The organism is Comamonas sp. SCN 65-56 (assembly GCF_001724135.1).
Classification (GTDB): domain Bacteria; phylum Pseudomonadota; class Gammaproteobacteria; order Burkholderiales; family Burkholderiaceae_C; genus Comamonas_C.
On sequence record NZ_MEDS01000009.1, the window covers coordinates 29631 to 56119 of the forward strand.

The window sequence follows — 26489 nt, forward strand, 5'->3', positions numbered from 1 at the left end:
GTCCTTGATGCCGCCGTAGTTCAATGGATAGAACGAGCGCCTCCTAAGCGCTAGATGCAGGTTCGATTCCTGCCGGGGGCGCCAGCGCATGGCAAAGACTGCACGGCTGGCCTGTGCATCACGCCCCGCGGAACATGAAGTACACCGCGCCCATCAGGCACAGCCCGGCCCAGAGGTAATCCCACTTCAACGGCTCGTTCAGGTAGAACACGGCGAACGGTACGAATACCGAGAGAGTGATCACTTCCTGCATGATTTTGAGCTGTGCCACGCTGAACTCGGCATGACCAATGCGGTTGGCCGGCACTTGCAGCAGGTATTCGAACAGCGCGATGCCCCAGCTCACCAAGGCTGCCACCCACCACGGTGACGCACTCAGATTCTTCAAGTGCGCGTACCAGGCAAACGTCATGAAGACGTTGCTGGCAATCAGCAGCAAAATGGTCTGCAGCGGGATCGGAAGCGTCGTGAGCCAGTTCATGCAAGCAAGGCAAGGGCGAGAGACGGATTACACGGCAGAATCAAGCCATGAAAATCGATATCCCGCAAGAAAAGAAACTCGTGCACTCCATGACCATCCCCATGCGCTGGGGCGACATGGATGCGATGGGCCACATGAACAACACGGTGTATTTCCGCTATATGGAGACGGCGCGCATCGAATGGATTGTCTCGCTCGGCATCGCGCCCAATCCGCAGGGCGAGGGTATTGTCATCGTGAACGCCTTCTGCAATTTCATCCGCCAGTTTGAATACCCCGCCGACATCCTGGTGCGCACCTACGTGAGCCACCCGGGGCGCTCCTCGTTCGACACCTGGGTGACGATGGCACACGCGAATGCACCCGATGTGCTGTGCGCCACCGGCGGCGCCACCATGGTCTGGCTGGATTTCCCCAAGCAGCGCTCCATGGCGCTGCCCGAGCGGCTGCGCCGGATTTTTGACTGAGGCTCAGGCGGCTTCTTCGCCCAGGTAGGCAGCGCGCACGCGCGGGTCTTCCAGCAACTGCTTGCCGCTGCCCTCCATCGTGAGCAGGCCGGACTCCATCACGTAGCCGCGATCGGCAATGGCCAGCGCGCGGCTGGCGTTTTGTTCCACCAACACGATGGTCACGCCCAGCGCATAGACATTGCGCACGACCTCGAAAATGGTGTCCACCAGGATGGGCGACAGCCCCATCGACGGTTCATCGAGCAGCAGCACCTTGGGCCGCGCCATCAGCGCGCGGCCCATGGCCAGCATCTGCTGCTCGCCGCCGCTCATGGTGCCGGCCAGCTGGCCCTTGCGCTCGCGCAGGCGCGGAAAGATGCCAAAGACTTTTTCCACATCCTCGGCGATGCCGGCCGCATCGTTGCGCGTGTAGGCACCCATCAGCAGGTTTTCCGTGATGCTCATGCGCGCGAACACGCCGCGCCCCTCGGGCACCATCACCAGGCCTTCCTTGACCAGATCCCAGGGGCCGCGGCCCTTGATGGAGCGGCCCAAGTATTCGATGTCGCCATCGTTGGCGCCGAGCATGCCGGTGATGGCCTTCATCGTCGTGGTCTTGCCCGCGCCGTTGGAGCCGATGAGCGAGACCAGTTCGCCCTCGCGCACCTGCATGTCGATGCCCTTGACCGCCTGGATACCGCCATAGGCCACCTTCAGACCCTTGACGCGCAGCAGCACCGCCTTTTCGTTATCCGCCATGTCAGTGGCCTCCCGTGCCCAGATAGGCTTCGATCACCTTGGGGTCCTTCTGCACCTCGGCCGGCGTGCCTTCGGCGATCTGCTTGCCGTAATCGAGCACCGTCACGCGGTTGCACAGGCCCATGACGAGTTTCACGTCATGCTCGATCAGCAAGATCGTGCTGCCATCCTTGCGAATGCGGTCGATCAGCTCGCGCAGGGCCACTTTTTCGGTCGCATTCATGCCCGCCGCGGGCTCATCGAGCGCCACGAGCTGCGGGTCAGTCGCCAGAGCACGGGCAATTTCCAGGCGCCGCTGGTCGCCATAGGAAAGCGTGCGCGCCTTGAAATCGGCATAGTCGGCCAGACCCACATAGTCGAGCAGTTCGCGTGCACGCGCCGCGATCTGCGCCTCTTCACGGCGAAAGCCACCACTGCGAAACACCGCACCAAACAGGCCCGAATGGGTACGCACATGGCGACCCACCATGACGTTCTCGAGCGCCGTCATTTCGGCGAACAGGCGGATGTTCTGGAAGGTGCGCGCAATCCCGGCCTTGGCCACCAGATGCACCGCATGGGGCGCATAGGGCTTGCCGCCGAGCTCGAAACTGCCGGTATCGGGTGTGTACAGGCCGGTCAACACGTTGAAAAAGGTGGTCTTGCCCGCACCGTTGGGGCCTATCAGGCCATAGATCTGGCCCTTGCGGATGGTGATGCCTACGCCAGAGAGTGCCTGCAAGCCGCCAAAGCGCTTGGAAATGCCGCTCACCCGCAGCACCACATCGCTGGATGTTTCCGTCATGTGCGTGCCTCTCAGGATTTGTGCGCCAGCGATTTGCCGTGCTCCGGCGAGGGCCACAGGCCGCGCGGGCGCAGCAGCATCACGACGATCATGGCCGACGCGATCAAGAGCTGGCGCAGGATGGCGGCATCGAGCCGCCCGCCGGTCAGCTCCTGCAAGGGGCCGGCAACGTAGCGCAGCACCTCGGGCAACGCAGCCAGCAAAATGGCACCCACAATCACGCCGGGGATATGTCCCAGCCCGCCGAGCACCACCATGGAGACTATCATGATGGACTCCATCAGGCTGAACGATTCAGGCGAGACGAAGCCCTGGAAGGCGCCGAACATCACGCCGCAGACGCCGCCAAACGAGGCGCCCATGCCAAACGCCAGCAGCTTCATGTTGCGCGTGTTGATGCCCATGGCCTTGGCGGCCACTTCGTCTTCGCGAATCGCCATCCAGGCACGGCCGATACGCGAATCCTGCAGCCGGTAGCAAATCAGGATGGTCAGCAGCATCAGCACGATGAACAGGTAGTAGTACATCGTGACCGACTGGAAGGTGATGCCGAAAATTTCATGCGACTTGGCAAAGTTGAAGCCGAACATGTGGATGGGATCGACGCCGGCAATGCCCTTGGGGCCGTTGGTGATGTTCAGCGGCTGGTCCAGGTTGTTCATGAAGATGCGGATGATCTCGCCGAAGCCCAGCGTGACGATGGCCAGGTAGTCGCCACGCAGCTTGAGCACCGGAATGCCCAGAATCACCCCGGTGACCGCCGCCAGCAGCAAAGCCAGCGGCATGGCCAGCCAGACGGAAATATGCAGGCCATGCGGGAACATCGCGGCAATCGCGGGGAAGTTGTCGGTCAGGTGCGGCGACGCGAGCAGCGCATAGCCGAAGGCGCCCACGGCGTAGAAGGCCACATAGCCCAGGTCCAGCAGACCGGCATAGCCGACCACGATGTTCAGCCCCAGCGCCAGCATGATGTAGAGAATGGTCAGATCGGCGATGCGCACCCAGGCGTTGCCGAACTGCTGCAGCACCAGCGGCAGCAGGATGAGGCCTACCGCCCAGGCAATGTATTTGGTCAGGTTCTTGTTCATGCGTGGCTCCCGTCAGGCGCGGTCCGCGACGCGCTCGCCCAGCAGGCCCGAGGGGCGCAGCGTGAGGATGATGATGAGCACGAAGAAGGCAAAGATGTCGGTGTACTGGCTGCCCAGGACGCCGCCCGTCAGATCGCCGATGTAGCCCGAACCTATGGCCTCGATCAGCCCCAGCAGCACGCCGCCGACGACCGCACCCGCCAGATTGCCGATGCCGCCAAACACCGCCGCGGTGAAAGCCTTCAGCCCCGGCAAAAACCCCATGGTATGAAACGCCGTGCCGTAATTGGCCGCCCACATCACCCCGGCAATCGCCGCCAGAATGGCGCCGATCACGAAGGTGGCGGAGATCACGAAATCGGGCTTGACGCCCATCAGCGCCGCCACGTTCGGGCTCTCGGCTGTCGCACGCATCGCCCGGCCCAGCTTGGTGTGGCCGACGAGATAGACCATTGCGGCCAGCGACATCACGGTGATCGCCAGGATCAGAATCTGCGTCGGCGTAATCACCGCGCCGCCGATCTCGTAAGGATCGATAGGCAGCAAGGTGGGATAGGGCTTGTAGGTGGGTTTCCAGATCACCATCGCCACGGTCTGCAGGAACAGCGACATGCCGATCGCGGTGATCAACGGCGCCAGGCGCGGACTGTTGCGCAAGCGCTTGTAGGCGATTTTCTCTATGCAGAAATTGAGCACCGCCGCGACGATGCAGGCAATCACCATCGAGATCAGCAGCATCGCCCAGCCCGGCAGGCCGGGCATGCTCTGCTGCATCCAGCCGACGATGGACCAGCTGGTGAGCGCGCCGACCATCAACACCTCACCGTGCGCAAAATTGATCAGCTGGATGATGCCGTAGACCATGGTGTAGCCCAGCGCGATCAGGGCGTACATGCTGCCCAGGACCAGACCGTTGATGATCTGCTGCAGCAGGATATCCATAGATGCCGTCCTTCCCTGTAGGCGCGTCGGCGGCATGCCGCAGCCTGAGGCGCAATTGCTCACCCGAAGGCGGGGCAAGAAGGCACTGGCAGACCGTGCCGTGGCACCGCTGGCGTCGCCTTGTGGGCGTCGGCCGGTGTCACGCCTGAACACGCATTTGAAAAATCGCCCGCCAAGCGCAAGGGCCTGGCGAGCCGGTGCGCGATTTTGTCACGGGAAAACCGCCGATCCGGTAGGCATGTGCCCGGGTTTTCCCTTGGGCGTCAGGGCCGCGCGGCAGCTTCCTTCATGCGCCACGGCGCCCCGCACGCGTGAACAGATAGATGCCCGCCAGCACCAGCACCGTCCCGGCCACCATCCAGGCGGTGATGGTCTCGCCCAGCAGCCAGGCGGCGAGCACGATGGTGGAGAGCGGCCCGATCATGCCGGTCTGCGCCGTCAGCGCCGCGCCGATGCGCTCGATCGCCAGCATCACCAACAGCACCGGCACCGCGGTGCAAGCGGTGGCGTTGAGCACCGAGAGCCAGATCACCTCGGGCGCCACCAGCGCCGCCGAAAGCGGACGCATCAGCAGAAACTGCAGCACGCAGCAGACACAGGCCACGCTGGTGGCAAGCCCCACCAGCCGCAACGCGCCGACACGGCGCACCATCTCGCCGCTCCAGACCAGATAGAACGCATAGCTCGCCGCGCTGCCAAACACCAGCAGCACGCCCCAGGCGGTGTTGCCGCTGCGCTGGCCCCAGGCCTCCATGCCAAAGACCAGAGCCACACCGCAGTAGCTCAGCAGCATGGCCGCGACCTGCCTGCGCTGCATGCGCTGGCCATACAGCAGCCAGCCCAGCAGCACCACCAGCGTCGGGTTGAGATACAGGATCAGGCGCTCCAGCCCGGCGGTGATCCAAGCCAGGCCGGCGAAATCCAGAAAACTGGCGAGGTAGTAACCACAGACCCCCAGCGCCACGATGCCGCGCCAGTCACGCCCCGACAGGCCCGACTGCCCGCGGCCGGCCCACCAGGCCATCACGAGAAAGATGGGTAGCGCGAACAGCATGCGGTACATCAGCAGCGTGACCGCATCCACGCCATAGCGGTACGCGAGCTTGACGATCACCGCCTTGCCGCTGAACGCGACCGCACCGAGCGCCGCAAGCACCAGACCCACGGTGGGATTGGCCGCGCCCATGCCCACCGTGTCAGCAAGTTTCACCGTGCCACCAACCGCTGCCGCAGTTCGCAACGCGACACTCATGACAAAAAACTGACATGGAAACAGCACCCTTTTCAAGCCATCCGAACTCGGCAAACGCTGCAGTATTGCACCCGGAGACGGGTGTGGCCGCCTCCCCGTCGAAAGAGAGTGTCGCGTCATGTTGGATGTCTCCAAAACTACCTCGCTGCTGCAATCGCTTGGCGTCAACGCCTCCACTGCCAACCAGGCAGCGCAGCGCACCGTACAGGCCGCCAATACCTATGCGCTGAGCTTTCTGCAAGAACTGCACGACGCACTGCAGGCCGTCTCAGGCAACGCGACCAGCGTCAGCACCCCCACTAGCACCAGCACCCCTGCCAACGCCGGCGCCTCGGTCACTCTCTCGACCGTGGATCTGGACCGATCGACGGCAACGCAGGGCACCACAACCACCACGGACACCACCGCACAGGCGCCTAGCTCAGACGCCAAACCACCGTTTGACAACTTGGAGGAGTTTCGCGAATGGGAAAAGGGGCTGGGCAAGGCGCCACTCGCACCCGGCTACCAAGCACCGGACTACCTGCGTTTCATTAGCCTGGCGATGCAAGGTGGCGACCAGGACGCCTTCAAGCGCTACGTTTTCTTCAAGAACAACCCGCAGTACGCGCAGGATTACGAAGCCATACGCAACGGCCAACTGTCCAAGTTCCCCACCGATGGCTCCACCGTCATTCGCACAGATCTCTCCAAGCTGCCTACGGACGTCGCCGACTACTACCGCAAGAATCCCGCCGCCTTGCGCGCGGCGGAAGGCTTTTCAATGGATCCAACGCTGTACAAGATGCAGATGGACGGCACCTTGGAGCGCAACAGCGATCCCTCTTGGCTGATGACCCACCAGTGGACACCCAACGGCATCGTGGAGCGCGACCACAGCGCCGGCTCCAATCCGCGATTCATCGGCCTGGACGGCAAAGGTGCCGACAATTACAAGCTCGCCACTTACGACAACGGTCTGCTGGTAGATATCGACGGTCGGCGCTACGACCCGGTCACGGGAACGGAGCAAGTCTGAGCACCCGCTGTCATCATGCACATGCGACGGGCCTGAACGCCCACGGAATCAGTCTTGCGAGAACACGGATCTCCGTGTTTCTTGGCAATCAATTGACCACTCGGCGCTTTCAATACTGGATTGACAGGCGTTTCGGCCCATGTTCAGTGCATGCCTGTGAACAGTCTGCGGTGCATGCGCCGCAGCGACCACCAGACGCCCAGCGCCACCACGGGAATCGCCACCGCTGCCGTCGATTCCGGCGACCACGGCCAGCCGAGCTTCTGCGCGCCCTTGGCCAGATAGCTCACCAGTCCAACGACGTAATAGGTGATGGCCGCTACCGACAAGCCCTCGACCGTCGACTGCAGGCGCAACTGCATGTCCTGGCGCTGGTTCATGCTGGCCAGGAGCTGCTGCGTGCCCTGCTCCTGCGCAATTTCCACCCGGGTACGCAACAAGTTGCTGACGCGTGAAACGCGCTCCGAGAGCGCGTTCTGGCGGCGCACCGCCCATTCGCAGGTACTGCGCGCCGGGCTCAGGCGCCGGTCCATGAATTCGCCAATGGTCTGCAGATTGCGCAGCCGCGCTTCGCCGATGTCGCGGATGCGTCGGTCCACCAGCTCGAAGTAAGCGCTGCTGGCCGAAAACCGCGCGTGCGTGGCGGCATAGAGGCTTTCCACCTGCCCCGCCAGGCGCGTGAGGCGATCGAGCAGCTGCGGCTCGGCATCGCGTTCGGCCACGCGTATGGCTTCTGCCAACGCCGCCAGCTCCCGCTCTGCCTGCGCCAGCGCTTCCCCGGCCTGACGCGCCACGGGCAGGCCCATGAGCGCCGTCATGCGGTAGGTTTCGATCTCCAGCAGCCGCTGCACCGATCGCCCCACGCGCCGCGGCGACATCGCGCCCGCCAGCAGCACCATGCGCGAGCTGCCGTCGGCCTGCAGCGCAAAATCGGTGAAAACCTGCGCATGCCCCTCGGCGATCGAGGAGGCCACCAGGGTGTCCTCACGCAGCACATGCGCCAGTAGCGCGCTGTCGGGCAGCGCGCCCATCGGCAGCACCCAGAGATTGAGCCGGCACAGGCACTGGCCCGGCAACGCTGCGAGCCACTCCCGCGGCACGGCCGCCAGCGCATCCGCTGGCTCCTGGTGGCCAAAGCCATCGGCCTGCAGCGGGGCGGAAAATGTCCAGCTGATGAACTCGGTGTGCAGTTCCCAACGCAGATGGAACGTTCCCAGATCAGCGCGCAGATGCGTCATGCGCGCATCCGGTGGCGCCAGGTGGTTGTCGCGCAGCAGCGCCGCAAGGTGTTCGCGGCTCGCCTCACGCTGCGCCGCGTCGGCCCACATGACGACGTGCGAAATCGCCAGCGGCGGCGTCAGCGCCTCCGGCGGGCGGGCATGGATCTCGTTGTGCAGCGCAGTGCGCTGAGGGTGTGGGCTGGGCAGTGATGGTGCTGGCATGAACATCCTCGCAAGCCGGCGATTGTCAGGCCTCTGCCAACCGCTCCCGACCATCAATCTTCGATGAACGCCTGCTTGCGCTTCTTGCCTATGGCCGGCACCATCACCGCCAGCACCATGATCGCTGCGGCCGCCAGCAGACTGGCGGAGATCGGCCGCGTCACCAGCACGCCCCAATCGCCGCGCGAGATCAGCAGCGCGCGGCGCAGGTTCTCTTCCATCATCGGCCCCAGGATCAGGCCCAGCAGCAGCGGCGGTGCCTCCAGCTCCAGCTTGTAGAACAGATAGCCGATCAGACCAAACAGCGCCAGCGTCCAGACGTCGAAAACGTTGTTGCTGTTGGTATAGGCCCCCAGCGCACAGAACAGCACGATGGAGGGGAACAACCAGCGGTAGGGTACGGTGAGCAGCTTGATCCAGATCCCCACCAGCGGCAGATTCAGGACGACCAGCATCAGGTTGCCAAGCCACATCGAAGCCACCAGCCCCCAGAACAGCTCCGGGTTGCTCGTCATCACCTGCGGCCCGGGCTGGACGTTGTGGATGGTCATCGCACCGATCATCAGCGCCATCACCGGGTTGGGCGGGATGCCCAGCGTCAGCATGGGAATGAACGATGCCTGCGCGCCCGCGTTGTTGGCCGACTCGGGCGCCGCCACGCCACGGATGTTGCCCTGGCCAAAGGGCAGCTCGCCTTCGCGCAACCGGGTTTTTTTCTCGATCGAATAGGCGGCAAACGAGGACAGCACCGCGCCGCCGCCCGGCAGTACGCCGAGCACGCAGCCCAGCGAGGTGCCGCGCAGCATGGCCGGCAGCATGCGGCGAAAGTCCTCGCGCGTGGGCATGAGGCCGTTGACCTTGGTGGCAAAGACCTCGCGGTGCTCGGGCGGGCGCGAGAGGTTGGCGATGATCTCGCCATAGCCGAAGATGCCCATCGCAATCGGCACGAAGTCCACCCCGTCAAAAAGCTCTGGAATGCCGAAGGCAAAACGCACCGTGCCTGAATTCACGTCGGTGCCGACCAGGCCCAGCATCAGGCCGATCACCACCATGCCGATCGCCTTGAGCAGCGAACCCGAGGCCAGCACCACCGCGCCGATCATGCCCAGCACCAGCAGCGAAAAATATTCGGCCGGGCCGAACTTGAATGCCACCTCGGTCAGTGGCGGCGCGAACGCCGCCAGCATCACCGTGCCCACGCAGCCAGCGATGAAGGAGCCGATGGCCGCCGATGCCAGCGCCGGCCCGGCGCGGCCGCGGCGGGCCATCTGGTAGCCATCGATCGTCGTCACCACCGACGACACCTCGCCCGGCAGGTTCACGAGGATGGCCGTGGTGGAACCGCCATATTGCGCGCCATAGTAGATGCCAGCCAGCATGATGAGCGCTGCCACCGGTGGCAACGCGTAGGTGATGGGCAGCAGCATGGCGATGGTCGCCAGCGGCCCGATGCCGGGCAGCACGCCGATCAGCGTACCGAGAAAGCAGCCAGCGAAGCAATACGCCAGATTCTGCCAGGTGAGCGCAATCGCAAACCCGGTGGCGAGGTGGCCAAATACATCCATCGTGCGCCTCGTGCCGGCTCAGGCAGAGAGAAAGCCGGGCCACATCGGCAGCGGCATGCCCAGTGCCAGCACAAAGACCAGATAGCAGCCGAGCGCCAGCACGGTAGCCAGCAGCAGCGATTGCCTCAGGCTGAATTCATCGCCCGCCATGCTCGACACCACCGTCAGCCCGTAAATCGCCACCACCATGCCCAGGGCCGGTACATGCAGCGCAGGAAAACCCGCCAGCAACAGGCCGAACACCAGATTGCCACCCAGCACGAAGATGACCGGCTTCCAAGCCCAGGCACCGAAGCGCCCACCGCCCTCAGTCTCTATCACCAGGGCCTTGAACAGGATGAGCACGCCGAGCACCGCCATCAGGATGCCCACCAGCAACGGGAAATACCCCGGGCCCATGGTCGCGGCCGTGCCCAGCGGGTACATCGTCGCGCCCCAGGAAAAGGCCGTGCCCAGCGCCAGGAACAACAGGCCCGCGAAAAAATCCTTCTCGTTCTTGATCTTCACCGATGTCTCCTTCTGGTGCCCGGGGTGGCGCGGCGCTCAGGCTGCGGCACACAGGCACAAAGGACAAGCAGAATTCATTCCAGCGGCGGCGTGGTGGCCACCACCTCGTCCACCGTCGTCACGCCTTCCGCTGCGCGCAGGGCGCCTGCCAGGCGCAACTGGCGCATGCCGTCGCTCACCGCCTGGCGGCGCAGCGCGTCGATTGACGGGCTTTGCGAAATTTTCTCGCGCAGGCCTTCGGTCACGGTGAGCAGCTCATAGATGCCCATGCGCCCGCGAAAACCCGTCATGCGGCACTCCACGCAGCCCACCGGGCGGTAGGCGCGATAGCCGCCGCTGAGCTTCCAGGGCTTGATGAGCTCGGCAATTTCCGCCGGGTCGGCTTCGCGGTCACGCCGTCGGCAATTGACGCACAGTGTGCGCACCAGGCGCTGCGCCAGCACACCCAGCAACGTGGCGTTGATCAGGTAATACGGCACACCGAGCTCCATCAGACGCGTGATCGCGCTGGGCGCGTCGTTGGTGTGCAGTGTGCTGAACACCAGGTGGCCGGTGAGCGCCGCCTGGATCGCCATCTCGGCGGTTTCCAGGTCGCGGATTTCGCCCACCATGATGATGTCCGGGTCCTGACGCATCAGCGCGCGCAGGCCCTCGGCAAAGGTGAAGTCGATCTGCGGTTGCACCTGCGTCTGGTTGAAGCTCGCCTCGATCATCTCGATCGGGTCTTCGACGGTGCTGACGTTCACCTCTTCCGTCGCCACGCGCTTGAGCGTGGAGTACAAGGTCGTCGTTTTGCCTGATCCCGTCGGGCCCGTGACCAGAATCACGCCATGCGGTCGCCCTACCAGCTGCTGCCAGCGCTCGGCATCGTGCGGCGCGAAGCCCAGCGCATCCAGGTCCTTGACGGTGTTGTCCGGATCGAAAATGCGCATCACCATCTTCTCGCCGAAGGCCGTGGGCAAGGTGGAGAGGCGCATTTCCACCTCTTCGCCACCGGGGTTGCGCGTCTTGATGCGGCCGTCTTGCGGGCGGCGCTTTTCGACCACGTCCATGCGCCCGAGCAGCTTGATGCGCGCCACCATCGCGTTGAGCACGCCGATCGGGATCTGGTAGACCGTGTGCAACACGCCGTCGATGCGAAAGCGGATCACGCCCTGCTCGCGCCGCGGCTCCATGTGGATGTCGCTGGCGCGCTGGTCGAACGCGTACTGCCAGAGCCAGTCGACCACGCGGACCACGCCCTGGTCGTTGGCGTCCAGCTGCTTGTTGTTGCGCCCCAGCTCGACGAGCTGCTCGAAACTGCTGCCGCCGGCATTGCCACCACTTTTTTGCGCTGCACGCACCGACTTGGCAAGCGCATAGAACTCGGCGGTATAGCGCTTGATATCCTCCGGGTTTGATAGCACGCGGCGCACGCTGCGCTTGGTCTGGCGCTCTACTTCACCGACCCAATCGGCGATGAAGGGCTCGGCCGTGGCAACGACGATCTCGCTATTGGAAACCTGCACCGGCAGGATCTTGTGGCGCTCGGCGTAGCTCGCGCTCATGGCCTCGGCCACACGCCCCGCGTCCACCTTGAGCGGATCGATGCGCAAAAACGGCAGGCCGCAGCGCGGCGCGATGGTCTCGGTCAGCAACTCGGTGCCCAGCCGCTTGCCGTCGCTCTCGCGCGCCATGGCGACGCTGGCCAGGCGCACCAGCGGGTGCTGGCTGCTCTCGGCGCTGGAGCAGCGCTCGATCGTGCGCTCGGCTTGCGCGGCGGAGATCACGCCATCCTCGCGCAGCCATTCGACGATCTGGCGCCACTGCAGCGGGCCATGAGCGCTGGCGCGATGAGGTGCAGGATGCGGGGCGGCGGAGGCGGATGTCATGGCGCTATGGTGCCGCAAAAATCAATCGGCGACGGGTTTGAAACTGCGCAACCACTTGCGCGCAGGCAAACCCCAGCGCTCTTCGATCCCGGCCGCACGCTCGAGCAGCAGTGCCCGCCTGGGCCGCGAGGGCGTGCGCTGCGCGAGCACGATGGTGTTGCCCTCGCGCGTCGGCTTGAAGGCCCAGACGGCCTCTTGACCAAACGCCTCGGCGATGCGCGCGACGCTTTGCTCATAGTGGTTCGTTCGGCCAAACAGGTTCACCGTCATGCATCCCTCATCCGTCAACACCGCACGGGCGTCACGGTAGAAGTCCACGCTGTCGAGCACCGGCGCGGCTGCATCGTCGTCGTACATGTCCACGGCCAGTGCGTCTATCGTTGCCAGATGCCCGACCTGGCGGATCTCGGTACCGGCATCGCCCTGCACCACTGCCATGCGCGGTCCGTCGGGCGGCAGCTTGAACCAGCTGCGGCAGACATGAACCACCTGCGGATTGAGCTCCACTGCCGTGGTGCGCATGCGCAGCTTCTTCCAGCAGAACTTGGTGATGGCGCCCGCGCCCAGACCGAGCTGCATCGCGCGGCGTTTTGCAACGCTGTCAGGCTCGACGAACAGCAGCCAGGCCATCATGCGCTGCACGTATTCGAGCGCGATGTCGTACGGAGCGTCGACGCGCATTGCGCCTTGCACCCACGGCGTGGCCAGGTGCAGATAGCGCAGCTCGCCATCGTCGGAAATGTTCACCTCGGGCAGCTGCAGCGAGCGTTTGGCTGGAGACATCAGAGCAGATCCCATCGTCGAAAGGCCTCGCCCCAGGCTTCGCACTTGCGCGCAAAACTCCATGAGGCATTGGCCGGGCTGGTTGAAGGCAGGCGCAGCGATGCGACGGGTGCATCCGCCGCCAGCCCCATGCTGGCGCGCACCTGCCTGGCGCGTGCAAAACTCTCCCCGCCATTGTGCGCAAGCCCGGCCAAGCGCGGCAGGCGCGCATGCAGCGCGGCAAAATCGTTGAGCCGTGCATTGCGTATGCTGGTATCGAGGCTGCCTTCGCGTTCACAGACGGCATACACGTCCCAAATCCCCAACCCGCGCGCCAGCACCCAGTCGCATCGCGCCGCGTAGTCGTGTGCCGCAGGCAGGGGATACGCCGGCCAAAGCGCCGACAACAGTCGCCAGAACTGGTTCTGCGGATGGCCGTAGTACTGCTGCGCGCGCAGCGACGCCACGCCGGGAAAACTGCCGAGAATCAACACGCGCGTATGGGGGCTCACCAAGGGAGGCAGGCCGGTAAGGACGGATTCGGACGCCGACATCAAGCGCCGTTTGTACTACGGAGGCGCGACGCCCCCTGAACGGCGCTTCGCTTCACGGCGCCGGCCGCAGCAGGCGCACCGGCAGCGCCGTGCCACGCGGCATGTCGCCGCGGCCCTTGGCCGAATCCATGTCCACCGCCCAGGCATGCTGCACCTTGAGCTCATCCCCACCTTTGCCGCCGCGTGCCGCGTTCTCGTAGGCATAGGGGTTAACCGCGCCGGCATTCACGCTGCTGGTGCCCGTCCAGTGCCAGCCCCCGGGGGCATTGGGAAACAGCACCGGGTCCACCGCCGGCGGATGGGCGCTGCGGTCCACCAGGCGGCGCAACTCGGCCACGCGCGGCAGACGCCAGCGCACGCCGTCGGCCTTCCAGCGCTGCGTGGCGAGCGCCTTGGCCTGCGCGTAGGTCAGCAGTCTCGCGCGGCCGGTGCAGGTTTTGCCGTCCCAATGCATGCCCTCGACACAGCGCGGCCAGGCAATCTTTGCGCGCGTATCGATCACCAGCGCACCATCGGCATGAACCCTGGCGGGCGCGCTCGTCTGCGCCGCCGCCGCCCCCGCCAGCAGCAGCCCGCCCGCAGCCAGGGCACAGTTCAGAAAAAAGCGCATGGACATGGCACCCCCATAGGGCAATTGTGCGGTGTCGCCACCCATTCCGACAGCCGGAAATGCCGAGAAAACCAAGGGTAAACCCGAGGATGTTGCCCTGCCTTCCGCCGTGGCGACAGCGCAAGGCCGGCCGGCTGCGGACAATCGCGCCGATGCCTTCCTCCCCATTCCTGCGCATGGCGCTGATTCTCGGCCTGCTGTCCGCCATAGGCCCCTTTGCCATCGACATGTACCTGCCGGCGCTGCCGGACATCGGTGCGAGCCTGCACGCCGAGGTCGGCCCGGTGCAGTGGAGCTTGACCGCCTTCTTTCTGGCGCTGGGCGTAGGGCAGGTGGTTTACGGCCCGGTATCGGACATGCTCGGGCGCAAGCCGCCGCTGTACTTCGGGCTCGCGCTGTTTGTGCTGACCAGCATTGCCTGCGCCCTCACCAGCGATATCCGCATGCTGGTGCTGCTGCGCTTTCTGCAGGGCCTCGGTGCGGCTGCGGGTACGGTCATCCCGCGCGCCGTGGTACGCGATCTGCACACTGGCCACGAAGCCGCGCGCTTGATGTCCCTGCTGATGCTGGTGTTCAGCGTCTCGCCGCTGCTGGCGCCACTCATAGGCAGCGGCGTGATTGCGCTCACCGGCTGGCGCGGCGTGTTCTGGGTGGTGGCGCTGCTGGGTGTGGCGGGTGCGCTCATGGTGCGGCGTACGCTGCCGGAAACCCTGGCCCCCGAGAACCGCCACGCCGGCACGCTTGCCAACGCCGCGCGGGCCTATGGCGTACTGCTGCGCGATGTGCACTATCTCGGCTTGGTGGGCATAGGCAGTTTCACGATGGCGGGTTTTTTCGTCTTCCTGGCCGGTTCACCGTTTGTCTTCATCAACCACTACGGGTTGACGCCGGTGCAGTACAGCTTGGCGTTCTCCATCAACGCTGCCGCATTCTTCGTCAGCGCGCAGTTCACCGCGCGGCTAGGGCGGCGCTTCGGCCTGGAGCCCGTCACCGTCTGGGCCGCGAGCGGCGCGGGGGTGATGATGGTGCTGCTGCTGGCCTACTACCTGCTGGGCGGCGATGGCATGTGGGTATTGCTGACCTGCTACTTCATTGCCAGTGGCTGCATGGGGCTGGTGATTCCCACCACCTCGGTACTGGCGCTGGACGATCACGGTCCGATCGCCGGTACCGCCTCGGCCCTGATGGGCACGCTGCAGATGCTGATCGGCACAGTGGCGATGGCCGTTGCCGGCCTGTTTGCCACCGGCGATCCGCTGCCCATGGTGATTGGCATGGCGACGGGTGCGCTGATCGGGGTGCTGCTGACCTGGATCACGTTCCGCCACCGTCCGCAGGCGCTGGCCAAGGCGGGACCGGCGTGAACACACCGGTGCCGGATGGCTTGAGCGAGCCGCAACGCTCGCGCGCGATGCGGGTGATCGTGCTCGGGCTGACGCTCGCGGTGCTCGATACCAGCATCGTCAACCTGGCACTACCCGATATTGCGCGCGAGCTGCGCATGAATGCGGCGCAAAGTGTGTGGGTGGTCAACGCCTACCAGCTCGCCACCCTGGTGTCGCTGTTGCCGCTGGCAGCCATCGGCGAGCGCATCGGCTACAGGCGCGTGTACCGCGCCGGCATGCTGCTGTTTGCACTCGCCTCGATCGCGGCCATGCTGGCTACCAGCATGGGCACGCTGATTGCTGCGCGAGCCCTGCAGGGGCTGGGCGCATCGGGCATCATGGCGGTGAACTCCGCGCTGGTACGGCTCATCTATCCCGCCGATCGCCTGGGCCGAGGCATGGCGCTCAACTCGCTGGTGGTGGCCGTCTCAGCCATGGCGGGGCCCACGGTGTCGGCGCTGATTCTGTCGGTCGCCAGCTGGCCCTGGCTGTTCGCGCTCAACCTGCCGCTGGGCGTGCTGGCCTGGGAGCGCGCCGGGCGCGTGCTGCCGCGCAATCCTGCAAGCAGCACGCCCGCCGCGCGTTTTTCCTTGCTGGACGTGCTGCTGAACGCAGCCATGTTCGGTCTGTTGTTCCTGGGCAGCGCCGAGCTGACGCAGCGCGGCGGTGACATGCAAGCGCCTGTGATCTCGGGCTGGTGGCTGCTCGCCGCCGGGCTGGCCGTGGGCGCGGTGCATCTACGGCGCCAGTGGTCTCTCGCCGTGCCGCTGGTGCCAGTCGACCTGCTGCGCATCCCGGTGTTCGCGCTCTCCATGGGTGCGTCGATTGGCGCCTTCTGCGCACAGATGTTGAGCTTTCTCGCGCTTCCGTTTTTATTGCTGCAGACGCACGGCCAGAGCCACTTGCAGGCTGGTTTGCTGATTACCGCCTGGCCGCTGGCCACAGCCATCGTCGCGCCGATTGCGGGGCGTCTGATCGGGCGCTTTCACGACGGCATGCTGGGCGGCCTGGGCATGGCGGTGTTTGCCTGCGGCCTCACCGCACTCTCGCTCATGCCCGTGCAGGCAGGCAACCTCGACGTCGCCTGGCGCATGGCATTGGCAGGTGCGGGGTTCGCGCTGTTTCAATCGCCCAACAACCACACCATTGTGTCTTCCGCTCCGCTGCACCGCAGCGGCGGTGCCAGCGGCATGCTGGGTACGGCGCGCCTGACCGGCCAGACGCTGGGCGCAGTCATCCTTGCCGCCCTCTTCTCGCTGTATCCCGGGCACGACGGCCGTGCGGAATCGCTGGGGCTGCTGCTGGCCGCCGGCTTTGCCGTGGCCTCGGGCATCTGCAGCTCACTGCGCGTGCGGACGTGAAAAGTCCCTGCGCCCTGTGGCGGCGCAGGGCTTGCACCACGATTACTTGAAGTACACCGACAAGGCCGGCAGCAGGCCTTCAGGATGAGCGCTGCTGACCAGCGGCACCAGCTTGTCGACGTTGTAGGTCACGTCGTCGTGAAACCCTGCCCAGAACCCCTTTTCAGCGTTCCACATGCCGAACGCGCCGGTCTTGGACTGGCACAGCGTGCCGCCGTAGGCGTTGATGCCAAAGGTGCTCTCGGAGTTGTCAGCGCCACCATCGCGCTTCGAGTTCGCGTTTTGCCACTCGAAGATCGCAAAGCCCTTGACCATAGACTGCGGATTGGCGTCCATGTACTCGCGCACGGCGCTCGCCTGACCCAGCACCGCATCCACCTTGGCGTCGACGCCTATCTGCCAGCTGTAAGTACCCAGCTCGGTGATCATGAGCGGCACGCCCAGGTTCAGGTCGTCGTAGGCCTTGAGGATGTTGTCCCTGAGGTCATTGCCGTCCTTGCGCTTGAAGGTCTGCACCGAGTTGTAGAAGTGGCCGTTGTAGATCTCGGGCGGCAACTGGTCGCGCAGCATCCGGTAAAAATCTTTCTCTTTGGCGTTGCTGATGGGCACCGTCATGTAGTGATCGGGCGCGAGCTTGTGGATGAGCCCCGCCACCTTGATCGCCTTCGGCATCAGCGTGGCCGCCGTCTCGCCATACTTGTCCAGATCCAGCTCGTTGCCGATGCTGAAGGAGTGCACCGCCGGGTGGATGGCGCCGTTTTTCTTCACGCTGTTGATGATCTGCGTCACCGTGTGCTCTATGTTGTCCCAGGGCCGGTTGCCATCGACCTGGTTCCTGAAGTTGTAGTTCGAAATCGGGATGATGACCTTGATGCCGAGCTCCTGTGCCTTGTCCAGGAAAGCGATGTGGCCGCTGCCCGCGGTCATCCACTTGTCGGAGCCACGCTGGTAGTTGTAGTCGTACAGGCGCACCAGGTTCACGCCCTGCGCGGCCATGGCCTCAAGGTCGTTGCGCCCGCAGCCGTCCTTGCTGCCCCACAGTGCCTGGAAGGCCGAAGCCGTAGTGTCCGAATCAAAGAAAGCACCGTCGGGTGCATGGGTGAATTGGGCCGGAATGGCCGAATACGCCACGCCGCGCCATGCCTTGCTGAACACGTCAGAGGGATTGTTGCGTGCGCCCGCATCGACAAACAGCACCACGTTGCGCAGCACCGAATCGGCGGCCGGAATGCCGGGGCCGCTGACCGGCGTGACCGCGAAGCTCAGCGTCTGAACGCTTGCGTCGTAACGCGGATCGGACAGGGTGAGCGGCTGGATGTCGTAATCCCCATCGCCCAGATCGCCAGCCACCGACGCATTGGGCAGCGCCGCGGCAAAGCGCTCGGGCCAAAGGTTGATGAAATTGCCAAGCATCTCGGTATCGGCGGCGCGCGCCGGCGCGTTGTTCATCCACAGTACGTCGCCGACAACGCCCTGCATTTGCAGGCGCCAGCCACCAGCGCCGTCGCTCACCACCGTGCTGCGCTCGGCCGCCAGCGCAAAGGTGGAGCCCTCCGCCGGGGGCTGCAGATTGTTGAGCAGCGTGAGCACCGCGGTGCCAAAGGTCGCGGGCGGCGCGCTCGCGGCCGATGCGCTTCGATGCAGAGTCAAACGCAAGGTGCGCGAGGCGGCGTCGTAGCTCACGGCCTGCACGCTGCCAAAAACGGCATTCACCCCGGCGGGGGTGTAGGCCTGCAGCAAGCCGTTGGGCGCCACCTGGCCATAGACGCGTTGCCAGTACGCGGGCGCCGTGAAATCCTCTGTTGCGCCATCGCCCGTGAGACGCGCGGGCCGATCGCTGTACCAATCGACCCGGGGCTCGACACCGGTGAGCACCACGCTGTAGCTCGTGCCCGTGGCATCGGGCTGCATCTGTCCGCCAGCGGACGAGAGCAGATAAATGCGCTGCGTGAGGTCGCCGCCGTCATCCGCGGCGGGGGTGTCGTTGCCACCGCCGCAGCCGGCCAGCAGCAGCGCGAAGCTGAAGAACAATAGTTGAAGGACTCTCATGACAAGGCTCCGTGAAGTGAACGGGATTGGGGCAGCGCAGGGCGGTGCCTGCAAACGGGGATGTGGCATGGTGCGGTTCAGGAAGCCGCGGCGGCGCGGGTGAAGAGCCCATGCGACAGGTCTTCGGCGTAACGCTCGATGCGCATGGCACCATCAGCAAATTCAACCGTCGACAGGGACTGCGGCGCCGCGCTCTCACCGCCGGGTGAGAACACGAACACGCGACCACTCCAGTGGCGCAGCGGGTAACTGACCGCGGCGGGGCCGATGGTGAGCAACAGTCCGCCCTGACCCACCGTGACCTGCGCCGTGCCAAAGTAATCGTTCACGTAGCGCCCGGTGCAATCGGCCAGCGGCGGCGCTGCTTCGGGCTGCGCCGGTGGCTGCTCACCCGCCAGGCGCCCTTCGGGTTTGTACAGGTCGTGCATGGCGGCCTGCATGCTCGCGAGCCAGTCGGTGGACGACTGGCCCACGGCCACGTCGCCCCAGGCCAGCTCGCCCAAGCGCAGCGCAATCGCCTCCGCGAGGCCGCGCGGCGGCGCATTGGTAAGCACGGTGATCCCGAGCTGCGCCTGCGGCCACAGCACCACGCTGGTGGCCGCCCCCATCAGAAAAGCGCCGGAATGCGAGACGCTGGCGTGGCCGCGAGGGTCGGCCCCGACATTGAAACCGTAACCGTATTTGCCGCCCGGGCGTGCCGTCATCGCGGCCTGCAACGCCGCTGCGCTGGCCAATGGCTTGCCCTGCCACACGCCGCCCGCAAGGACGAGCTTCATCCACTGCGCCATGTCGGCGGCGCTGGAACTCACCCCCCCGGCGGGAGACTGTGCATCGGGCCGCCGGGGCGGCTCTTGCACCACATAGCGCGCAGGCATGGCACCATAGCTGTCCCAGCTGATGCCGGCCACCACATGGCCCCACGCGCGGTTGTCCTGCGCCGCGAAGTCGGCAAAGCGCGAGCTGGTGCGACGCATGCCCAGCGGCTCGTAGAGCGCGTGCTGCGACAGGCTCTCCCAATCGATTCCCTGCGCCTGCGCCATGGCCTGCGCCGCCGCCGTCAGGCCGAAGTTGGTGTAGTCATAACTGCCGTAGGGCTTGAGCGCCACCAGCCGCAGGCGCTGCAAAATTTGCGAGCGCGTGTAGCCCATGTCTTCCAGCACGTCGCCCGCGTGATCGGGCAGGCCGCTGCGGTGGGCATACAGGTCGCCCAGCGTCAGGCGCGCGTTATCCGCGGGCGACGGATAGGCGAGCGCGAAATCCGGCAACAATTGATCAATCGGCGTGTTCCAGTCCACCAACCGGCCGGCCAGCGCATGCGCGCCACCGGGCATGCATACCGCCATCACGGTAGCGCCCACCGGTTTGGAGACCGAGGCCAGTTGGAACACGGTATCCGCATCGACGGCGGCTGCCTGTCCGACCCGGCGCACGCCATAGCCACGCGCATGCACGGTTTCGCCGCGAAACACCACCGAAACCGACGCGCCTGGCACTCCCGTGCGCGCCAGCCATTGCGGCACCTGCTGGTCGATGGCCGCCAGCGCATCGCGCACGCGGGCCTCGGTGACGTCGGCATCGGCCGAACCACCGCCAGCGCTCATGGACCAGGGCAGGGCCACCAAGCCACCCGCAGACAACAGCCAGGATCGACGCAGCATCTTCAAACCTCCAGGAAACGAATGGGATGCACTGTATGCCTGTACGGCGCAATCCGTCGCAACGACTTGCCTGCCGCCGTCCCGGGTTGCGGCGCGACGTCCCGGTGCCGCACTCGCGCGGTTGCAGCTCACACGGCAAATACCTCGTCCAGCCAATCCATGGACACCGCTGCCGAATACCCCAGATTCGCCGTCTGGCAATGCCCTTCCGCGCCCTCCTCCAGCGTGAAGACATGGCTGGCCGCCGGCCCCGCGACGCTGCGCAGAAAGCGCGCGTGCTGCGCCAGCGGCTCCTTGCCTTCGCCGCTGCCCACGAGCGCAAGCGCCGGGCAACGGATGCTTTTGAGCGCCGCTTCGTCCACGCGAAACGCGCGCAGGTACTCGTAGGTGGCGCGAAAGCTGGGCTGCCCAATGCGCAGCATCAGGTTGCGCAGCATTTCACGGGTTTGCGCCGGCATCGCGTCGGGCGGCAGGTGGTCGATGTCTTCCAGCCGGATGTCCTCCTCGGGTGGCATCTGCGCCGGATCGAAGCCGACGAAGGACACCATGTAGGCGTGCAGATCGACGATGGGCGAGTTGGCGATCAGCGCGGTGACGCGTGCGTCGTGCGCCGCGATGCGCGTGGCAAAGTAGCCGCCGTAGCTGATACCCATCAGCGCGACATGGCGCGCATCGGTGTCGGAGCGCGCAAGGACATGGTCGAGCGCCAGCTTGCCCACGCGCTCGTACTCGGGGATGAAGCCCATCGTCGGGTAGAACCTGAGCGTGTCCATCTGCCCCGGCCCGGCGAAAAGGAACAGGTGGTAGCCCCGCGCCAGTGCCGCGCGGCCATAAGCGATCCAGGTTTCTTCCAGCGTGCCGTCGTAGCCGCTGATCAGCATCAGGGTCTTGGCCTTCGCACGCCCGACCTGCGGCGCACGCACGTAGTAGGCGGGCAGCGGCGTATCGCCCCAGGGCAGGTTCACCTCTTCACAGTCCACGCCACCCGCCTGCATCGCCGCCTTGAAGCAGGCACGGCTTTGCAGGCCGTGGCGGCGGTGCTCGGCATCGGTGATGCTGGCGTAGTACTCGGCCGCGCGGTAGCTGTTGCAGGCGACGAGGTATTGCTCCTGTGCGCTCAGCGCATGGCCGCGCTGCGCGCGCACCAGCGCATCGGCCTCCTGGCGCGCTGCGGCGGCGGCGAACTCGCGCACCCAGCTGGCCGGGTCGGCATTGGTGATGCGTTGCGCCAGCGCCAGGCATTCGCCGAGCGACGCGCCGCCGTAGCGTGCGGCGCCGATCTGGCGGATGAGCTGAAAGTCCATCTCCGCATCGGCAAACCCGGCCACGCGCAACTGTCCGCGCTCTAAACCGGAATCGCCGCCGGATTCCTTGGCCGAGGCACTGCAGCCAGACACCGCGGGCGCCATCAGCGCGCTGGCGGCGCCAGCCAGAAAGCTGCGCCGGGGCAGGCCGCTGTCAAGAAGTGATGTCATGAATGTTCCAGAAAATCAAGGCCCACGGCCTGCGCACGCGCATGCCATTCGGTCGGCGAAAGACCGAAGCGCGCACGAAACAGCTTGGCAAAGCCCGACGCGTCGGCAAAGCCGCAGCGCCAGGCCAGCGCGCCCACGTTCAACCGCCGGCTCTGCGCCAGCAGCCCCTGCGCGCGTTGCAAACGAATGTCGCGCAGCACGCCCATCACGGTCTGGTTGCGCGCCGCGAAGGCCTCGTACAAGCGCGTGCGCGAACAGCCGGCCGCGCGTGCGATGGCAGCCACGTCCAGCGTGTGGCGATGCGCCTCCTGCTCCATGAAGCGCAGCGCCGCCACATAGCGGCCGGCGTGCAGAGTTTCGTGAGCATCGGGCAAGTCAACGGCCATGCCCTGGCGGCCCAGATTGCGCAGCGTGAGCAGCGCCAGTGCGCGCGTGGCCTCAAGCAGCCCGGCGCATTCGGCATCGTCCAGACCGCCCTGACGCAGCAGCAAGGCGGCGTGCGCCATCTGGCTGGACAACGCGGGCGCCAGGGCGCAGCGCGTGCTGAGCAACCGGGTCGTCGGTTCGGCGCCGAGTGCGGCCGCCGCGTCCTGCCGTGGCAAGGTCAGAAAGACTTGGCGCGTGTCGTGTTCCCAGTGGTAGGAGTGCCTCTCTCGCAAATCGCACAGACTCAGGCTGCCCGGGCCTTTGCGCGAATAGGCACTGGAGCGCACACCGCCTGCCTGCAACAGCGAGAGCACCACCACATCGTCGCGCAGCGCGCGCGGTGAGCCGCCATGCATTTCGTGCGCCGAGGACTGCGCGGCGCCCAGCAGGCAGGTGACGTCCGTTCCCAAAAGCAGCAGCTCCGCCTGCAGCGGGGCATCGGGTGCGGGTTCGAAATCGTTCCAGCGGTGCGCAATTTCCTGCCAGGCCGCGTGGCGGCACTCAGGTTCCAGCGCCGCGGAACGGTGGTGCTCCAGCAGAGGCGCGGGTGGGGTGGAAAGTGCGTGCATCATGCCGGCAGATTCTAGAAATCCGTCCCGACGCAGATGCCGCGCGCCGGACGCATTCCCGCACATCGGGACGCATTGCCTCAACTATTTCCGCATGGTGTGCGGGACTCTGCCAGCGGCGTCAATCGGGCCCGCCCCGAGCCTGGCGGTGCCACTCGGTGGGCGACAGGCCAAAGCGCGTGCGAAACAGGCGGCTGAAGTCGGACGCATGGGCAAACCCGCAATGCCAGGCCAGCATGCCGACATGCAGACGCAGGCTGGTTTCGATGGCGCGCCGCGCGCGCTGCAGACGCAGCTCTCTCAAGCTGCCCATGACGGTCTGCTGCTGCGCCGCGAACGCCTCATACAGCCGGGTGCGAGAACACCCGATCGCATGCGCGATCTGCGCCGCGTCCAGCGATGGCTGGTGCGCCTGCTGTTCCATGAAGCGCAGCGCCGCCGCATGGCGCCCGGCGTGCAGGCTTTCATGCCCATCGTCCGGGGCACGTTCCTGATCCTGGCGCCCGAGCGTGCGCAGAAACAGCAGCGCCAGTGACCGCGTGGCATCGAGCAGACCTGCGAAATCCTCATCGGTGAGCGTGCCGGGGTGACGCACCAGCCGCCCGAGGTGGCTGAGTTGGCTCATCAGCATCGGCACCAATTCGCAGCGCTGCGCCGCCACCAGCAGGTTGCCGGGCGGATGACCGAGCGCCGCCCAGACCTCGCGTCGCTCCAGCGCCACATAGGTCTGGCGCGCATTGTGGCCCCAGCGGTAGGCGCCCTCCTGCTGCGGCACGTACAAGCCCAGCATGCCGGTGCCGGCATGGTGGCCCTGGCCTGGCGCTGCATTCAAATCCAGCTCACCGGACTCCAGCATCGACAACACCACCATGTCCTCGCCCGGCGGAACATGGCGCGCATGGGTGCGCATCTCGTACGCGGTCGAGCGCTTGGTGCCGAAAAAGCGGTTTTCGCCGCGCAGCAAAGACCAGGATGCGTCCAATTCGGCGCCGCGCGAGAGCGGCTGCACGTCGACCCAGTTGTGCGCCACCTCGCGCCAGTACGCCAGCCGAATGGCCGGATCGACCTCGCTGGAAGACCAGTGTTCCAGTACGCAGGGAGGCGGGTTGTGCATGGCGGAAAGTTTACTTCTGCCCACCCGAACGATCCCGGCAACCTGCGCCGCGCAGGTGTCACCTCTGGACCAAGGGATGGCGGGACACATCACCTCAATCCGGGACGTTTGCCCTCGACTTCACTGCTCGTCAGGCAGGCATTCGTTTCTAGAATTTTTCAACCCATGGCGATGGCATGGCGCAGGGGCTTTCCCACCGCCTGCCATGGCGCCAGTTTCCGACCCTTCCCCTTCGCGAGGAGCGACGACATGCGCATTCCTTCCCCGGCAGGCAGCGCCCTGCAGCACAGACCTATCACCGCGCTGCTGCCGGTGCAGTATTTGCCTTGAAAATTTGGATGAAAAAAGCTGTTTGCGCATACTGGTCAAGCGCAAACAGCTATCAAAAACGATGAACAAATTTGTGCTGTGCCTGGCGCATGGCGTGATCGCCATCGCAGGCCTCTGGGTGGCTGCGGGTGCCACGGCCGCACCCTTCGCCACCACCTATGGCGGCGTGATCGCTCATTCCGGCCTGCCCTTTGATGCGCCAGACGGCGCCGCATTCACCCTGACTCTGGTGCTGGACAACGGCGGCGCGAGCGCGGGCAGCCAGAGCTGGTCGATGGCCGATCTGCGCTGCGGCTTCTGGCGCTGGCGTGTGGACGCTGCGCGCAGAGTGGCGGTGGCGCTCGATCTATCCGGCGGCATCGCGCAAGGCGCGGGCGTGGCGACAACGAATGCGGCTGGCACCCTCACCGGCCTGTTCTCTGCAGTACATACCAACGGTGCCATGGCCTGGGCCGATTTCGACGTGGCGGGCCTGGCCGCTGGCAGCGCCATCGGCTGGGCAGCGGATGGCGCACCACAGGTCTTTGGCGTGATGGCGGGCGGCGGTGGCGGCAGCTTCGACGATGGCTCGGGCACGCCTGCGGGTGGCGTGCAAATGCTGCCGGGGCGCTGGAGCGCACCTCTGCCCTTCACCGGCGCCTGCGATGCGAGCGCCGTGCCGCCCAGCCCTCCCGTGCCACCCGCGCCGCACACCATACCGACGCTCTCGGGCTGGGCCATGGTGCTGCTGTGCGCCGCGCTCGGGTTGATGGCGCGCCGAACGCTGCGCCAACGCGCATGAAAAAGGGCCGCACGAGGCGGCCCGAATCTCCCTGCTCAGACGGACTTATTTTCCATCCGTTCCAGGAACCTTGCCTTCCACGCCCTTGACGAAGAAGTTGATGCCGCGCAGGAAGTCGTCGTCGGCATTCTTGCCTTCGGCCAGCACTTCCTTGCCGGTGTTGTCGGACAGCGGGCCCTTCCAGATGTGGTAGCTGCCGTCTTTGAGGCCCGCCTTGAGTTCGGCCAGCTTGGCCTTGGCTTCGGCGGGCACGTCGTCGGCGATCGAGACCAGGTCGATCGCACCCTCCTTCACGCCCCACCACTGGTTCGGGCCGGTCTTCCAGGTGCCGTCCAAGGCCTCACCCACGGCCTTCTTGTAGTAGGGCTCCCAGTTGATGATGGCTGAGGCCAGGTGCGCCTTGGGGCCGTAGGCGGTCATGTCCGAATCCCAGCCGAAGGCGCGCTTGCCCAGCGATTCGGCCGTCTTGAGCACGGCGGGCGAGTCGGTGTTCTGGAACAGCACGTCGGCGCCGCCATTGATGAGCGACGTCGCGGCTTCGGTTTCCTTGGGCGGGTTGTGCCACTCATTGATCCAGACCACCAGAGTCTTGATCTTGGGATTGGTGATCTGCGCGCCCAGCGTGAAGCTGTTGATGTTGCGCACCACTTCGGGAATGGGCACGGTGCCGACGACACCCAGCACATTGCTCTTGGTCATCGCGCCGGCAACCACGCCGGCCATGAAGGCGCCCTCGTAGGTGCGGCTGTCGTAGGTGCGCATGTTGGCCGAGCTCTTGTAGCCGGTGGCGTGCTCGAACTTCACGTCGGGGTTGTCGGCCGCGACCTTGGCCATGGGCTCCATGAAACCGAAGCTGGTACCGAAGATGAGCTTGTTGCCCTGCGCCACCAGATCACGCGCGACGCGCTCGGTGTCGGCGCCCTCGGGCACGTTCTCGACATAGCTGGTAATCACCTTGCCGGGGAAGTCTTTGTCTACCGCCTTGCGCCCGTTGTCGTGCGCATAGCTCCAGCCACCGTCACCGACCGGGCCCACATAGATCCAGGCAGCCTTCAGGGGCTCCGCGAGCGCCGGTGCGGGCGCGGCAGCAGGCGCTGCGGCCGCGGGTGCCGGAGCGGGAGCCGGGGCAGATGCTTCCTTCTGCCCGCAGGCTGCCATGGTCAGCGTCGCAGCCGAAGCCATGGCCAGACGCAGCGCGGTGCGTTTGTTGATAGTCATCATCAAGAAATCCTCCGGTAACAGGGGTAAGGGAAAAGT

The 26489-nt window shown here is 65.6% G+C and carries 24 protein-coding genes and 1 tRNA gene; 6 read left to right on the forward strand and 19 right to left on the reverse strand.

Annotated features, from left to right (window positions below; translation table 11 throughout):
- Positions 1–9 precede the first annotated feature (9 nt).
- Positions 10–84: transfer RNA gene (locus ABS45_RS06870), tRNA-Arg, on the forward strand.
- A 34-nt stretch (positions 85–118) separates the two neighbouring features.
- Here ABS45_RS06870 and ABS45_RS06875 read toward each other — a convergent pair.
- Entirely contained in the window at positions 119–481 is a 363-nt protein-coding gene (locus ABS45_RS06875) for a DMT family protein (protein ID WP_291554392.1), read from the reverse strand.
- A gap of 47 nt (positions 482–528) precedes the next feature.
- On the opposite strand from ABS45_RS06875, the gene ABS45_RS06880 reads away from it, so the two are divergent.
- Positions 529–948, forward strand: coding sequence for a thioesterase family protein (locus ABS45_RS06880; RefSeq protein ID WP_291554394.1), 420 nt, complete (start codon positions 529–531; stop codon positions 946–948).
- Positions 949–951: 3 nt separating this feature from the next.
- On the opposite strand, the gene ABS45_RS06885 is transcribed toward ABS45_RS06880, so the two are convergent.
- The 5 genes from ABS45_RS06885 to ABS45_RS06905 all read right to left on the reverse strand — a co-directional run bounded on the left by ABS45_RS06885 (position 952) and on the right by ABS45_RS06905 (position 5689).
- The gene (locus tag ABS45_RS06885) at positions 952–1689 is read right to left on the reverse strand and encodes an ABC transporter ATP-binding protein (RefSeq protein ID WP_291554396.1); all 738 of its coding nucleotides are present in this window, start codon (positions 1687–1689) and stop codon (positions 952–954) included.
- 1 nt (position 1690) lies between these two features.
- Positions 1691–2473 (reverse strand): ABC transporter ATP-binding protein, encoded by a 783-nt coding sequence (locus ABS45_RS06890; RefSeq protein ID WP_291554397.1) that lies wholly within the window; start codon positions 2471–2473, stop codon positions 1691–1693.
- A gap of 11 nt (positions 2474–2484) precedes the next feature.
- Positions 2485–3561, reverse strand: a complete 1077-nt coding sequence (locus tag ABS45_RS06895; protein ID WP_291554399.1) for an ABC transporter ATP-binding protein — start codon at positions 3559–3561, stop codon at positions 2485–2487.
- 12 nt (positions 3562–3573) lie between these two features.
- Positions 3574–4503, reverse strand: coding sequence for a branched-chain amino acid ABC transporter permease (locus ABS45_RS06900; RefSeq protein ID WP_291554402.1), 930 nt, complete (start codon positions 4501–4503; stop codon positions 3574–3576).
- A 286-nt stretch (positions 4504–4789) separates the two neighbouring features.
- Positions 4790–5689: a DMT family transporter gene (locus ABS45_RS06905; RefSeq protein ID WP_291554497.1), complete on the reverse strand. Its 900-nt coding sequence runs from the start codon at positions 5687–5689 to the stop codon at positions 4790–4792.
- Between the two features lie 184 nt (positions 5690–5873).
- On the opposite strand from ABS45_RS06905, the gene ABS45_RS06910 reads away from it, so the two are divergent.
- On the forward strand, positions 5874–6773 hold the full coding sequence (locus ABS45_RS06910) for a hypothetical protein (protein WP_291554404.1): 900 nt from the start codon (positions 5874–5876) through the stop codon (positions 6771–6773).
- 143 nt (positions 6774–6916) lie between these two features.
- On the opposite strand, the gene ABS45_RS06915 is transcribed toward ABS45_RS06910, so the two are convergent.
- From ABS45_RS06915 to ABS45_RS06945, 7 genes are all read right to left on the reverse strand, one after another.
- Positions 6917–8215, reverse strand: coding sequence for a DUF3422 domain-containing protein (locus ABS45_RS06915; RefSeq protein WP_291554406.1), 1299 nt, complete (start codon positions 8213–8215; stop codon positions 6917–6919).
- A 53-nt stretch (positions 8216–8268) separates the two neighbouring features.
- A complete protein-coding gene (locus ABS45_RS06920) occupies positions 8269–9780 on the reverse strand; it encodes a tripartite tricarboxylate transporter permease (protein WP_291554408.1) in 1512 nt (503 codons plus the stop codon).
- Positions 9781–9798: 18 nt separating this feature from the next.
- Positions 9799–10287 carry a tripartite tricarboxylate transporter TctB family protein gene (locus ABS45_RS06925; protein ID WP_291554410.1) on the reverse strand — a complete coding sequence of 163 codons (489 nt, stop codon included), beginning with the start codon at positions 10285–10287 and terminating at the stop codon, positions 9799–9801.
- A gap of 74 nt (positions 10288–10361) precedes the next feature.
- Complete coding sequence (locus ABS45_RS06930; RefSeq protein WP_291554412.1) at positions 10362–12158, reverse strand: type II/IV secretion system protein; 1797 nt, start codon at positions 12156–12158, stop codon at positions 10362–10364.
- 21 nt (positions 12159–12179) lie between these two features.
- Positions 12180–12941: a spermidine synthase gene (locus ABS45_RS06935; protein ID WP_291554414.1), complete on the reverse strand. Its 762-nt coding sequence runs from the start codon at positions 12939–12941 to the stop codon at positions 12180–12182.
- Entirely contained in the window at positions 12941–13474 is a 534-nt protein-coding gene (locus ABS45_RS06940; protein ID WP_291554415.1) for a DNA-deoxyinosine glycosylase, read from the reverse strand. The genes ABS45_RS06935 and ABS45_RS06940 overlap by 1 nt, the downstream gene beginning before the upstream one ends.
- 52 nt (positions 13475–13526) lie before the next feature.
- A complete protein-coding gene (locus tag ABS45_RS06945) occupies positions 13527–14090 on the reverse strand; it encodes a DUF1566 domain-containing protein (RefSeq protein ID WP_291554417.1) in 564 nt (187 codons plus the stop codon).
- 146 nt (positions 14091–14236) lie between these two features.
- Between ABS45_RS06945 and ABS45_RS06950 the strand changes: the two genes are divergently transcribed.
- Together ABS45_RS06950 and ABS45_RS06955 are read left to right on the forward strand one after the other, a co-directional pair.
- A complete protein-coding gene (locus tag ABS45_RS06950; RefSeq protein WP_291554419.1) occupies positions 14237–15448 on the forward strand; it encodes a multidrug effflux MFS transporter in 1212 nt (403 codons plus the stop codon).
- A gap of 47 nt (positions 15449–15495) precedes the next feature.
- Positions 15496–16830 (forward strand): MFS transporter, encoded by a 1335-nt coding sequence (locus ABS45_RS06955; protein WP_291554499.1) that lies wholly within the window; start codon positions 15496–15498, stop codon positions 16828–16830.
- 42 nt (positions 16831–16872) lie between these two features.
- On the opposite strand, the gene ABS45_RS06960 is transcribed toward ABS45_RS06955, so the two are convergent.
- The 5 genes from ABS45_RS06960 to ABS45_RS06980 all read right to left on the reverse strand — a co-directional run bounded on the left by ABS45_RS06960 (position 16873) and on the right by ABS45_RS06980 (position 24121).
- The gene (locus ABS45_RS06960) at positions 16873–18879 is read right to left on the reverse strand and encodes a hypothetical protein (protein ID WP_291554421.1); all 2007 of its coding nucleotides are present in this window, start codon (positions 18877–18879) and stop codon (positions 16873–16875) included.
- A gap of 77 nt (positions 18880–18956) precedes the next feature.
- Positions 18957–20537 carry a serine hydrolase gene (locus tag ABS45_RS06965; RefSeq protein WP_291554423.1) on the reverse strand — a complete coding sequence of 527 codons (1581 nt, stop codon included), beginning with the start codon at positions 20535–20537 and terminating at the stop codon, positions 18957–18959.
- Between the two features lie 128 nt (positions 20538–20665).
- A complete protein-coding gene (locus tag ABS45_RS06970) occupies positions 20666–22012 on the reverse strand; it encodes an alpha/beta hydrolase (protein WP_291554424.1) in 1347 nt (448 codons plus the stop codon).
- Positions 22009–23010: an AraC family transcriptional regulator gene (locus ABS45_RS06975; protein WP_291554426.1), complete on the reverse strand. Its 1002-nt coding sequence runs from the start codon at positions 23008–23010 to the stop codon at positions 22009–22011. Before ABS45_RS06975 ends, ABS45_RS06970 begins: the two co-directional genes overlap by 4 nt.
- A 118-nt stretch (positions 23011–23128) precedes the next feature.
- The gene (locus ABS45_RS06980; protein WP_291554428.1) at positions 23129–24121 is read right to left on the reverse strand and encodes an AraC family transcriptional regulator; all 993 of its coding nucleotides are present in this window, start codon (positions 24119–24121) and stop codon (positions 23129–23131) included.
- A 391-nt stretch (positions 24122–24512) separates the two neighbouring features.
- Here ABS45_RS06980 and ABS45_RS06985 point away from each other — a divergent pair, with 391 nt between their 5' ends.
- Positions 24513–25232: an IPTL-CTERM sorting domain-containing protein gene (locus tag ABS45_RS06985; RefSeq protein WP_291554430.1), complete on the forward strand. Its 720-nt coding sequence runs from the start codon at positions 24513–24515 to the stop codon at positions 25230–25232.
- Between the two features lie 45 nt (positions 25233–25277).
- Here ABS45_RS06985 and ABS45_RS06990 read toward each other — a convergent pair whose 3' ends face one another.
- On the reverse strand, positions 25278–26453 hold the full coding sequence (locus ABS45_RS06990; RefSeq protein ID WP_291554432.1) for a BMP family ABC transporter substrate-binding protein: 1176 nt from the start codon (positions 26451–26453) through the stop codon (positions 25278–25280).
- Positions 26454–26489 lie beyond the last annotated feature (36 nt).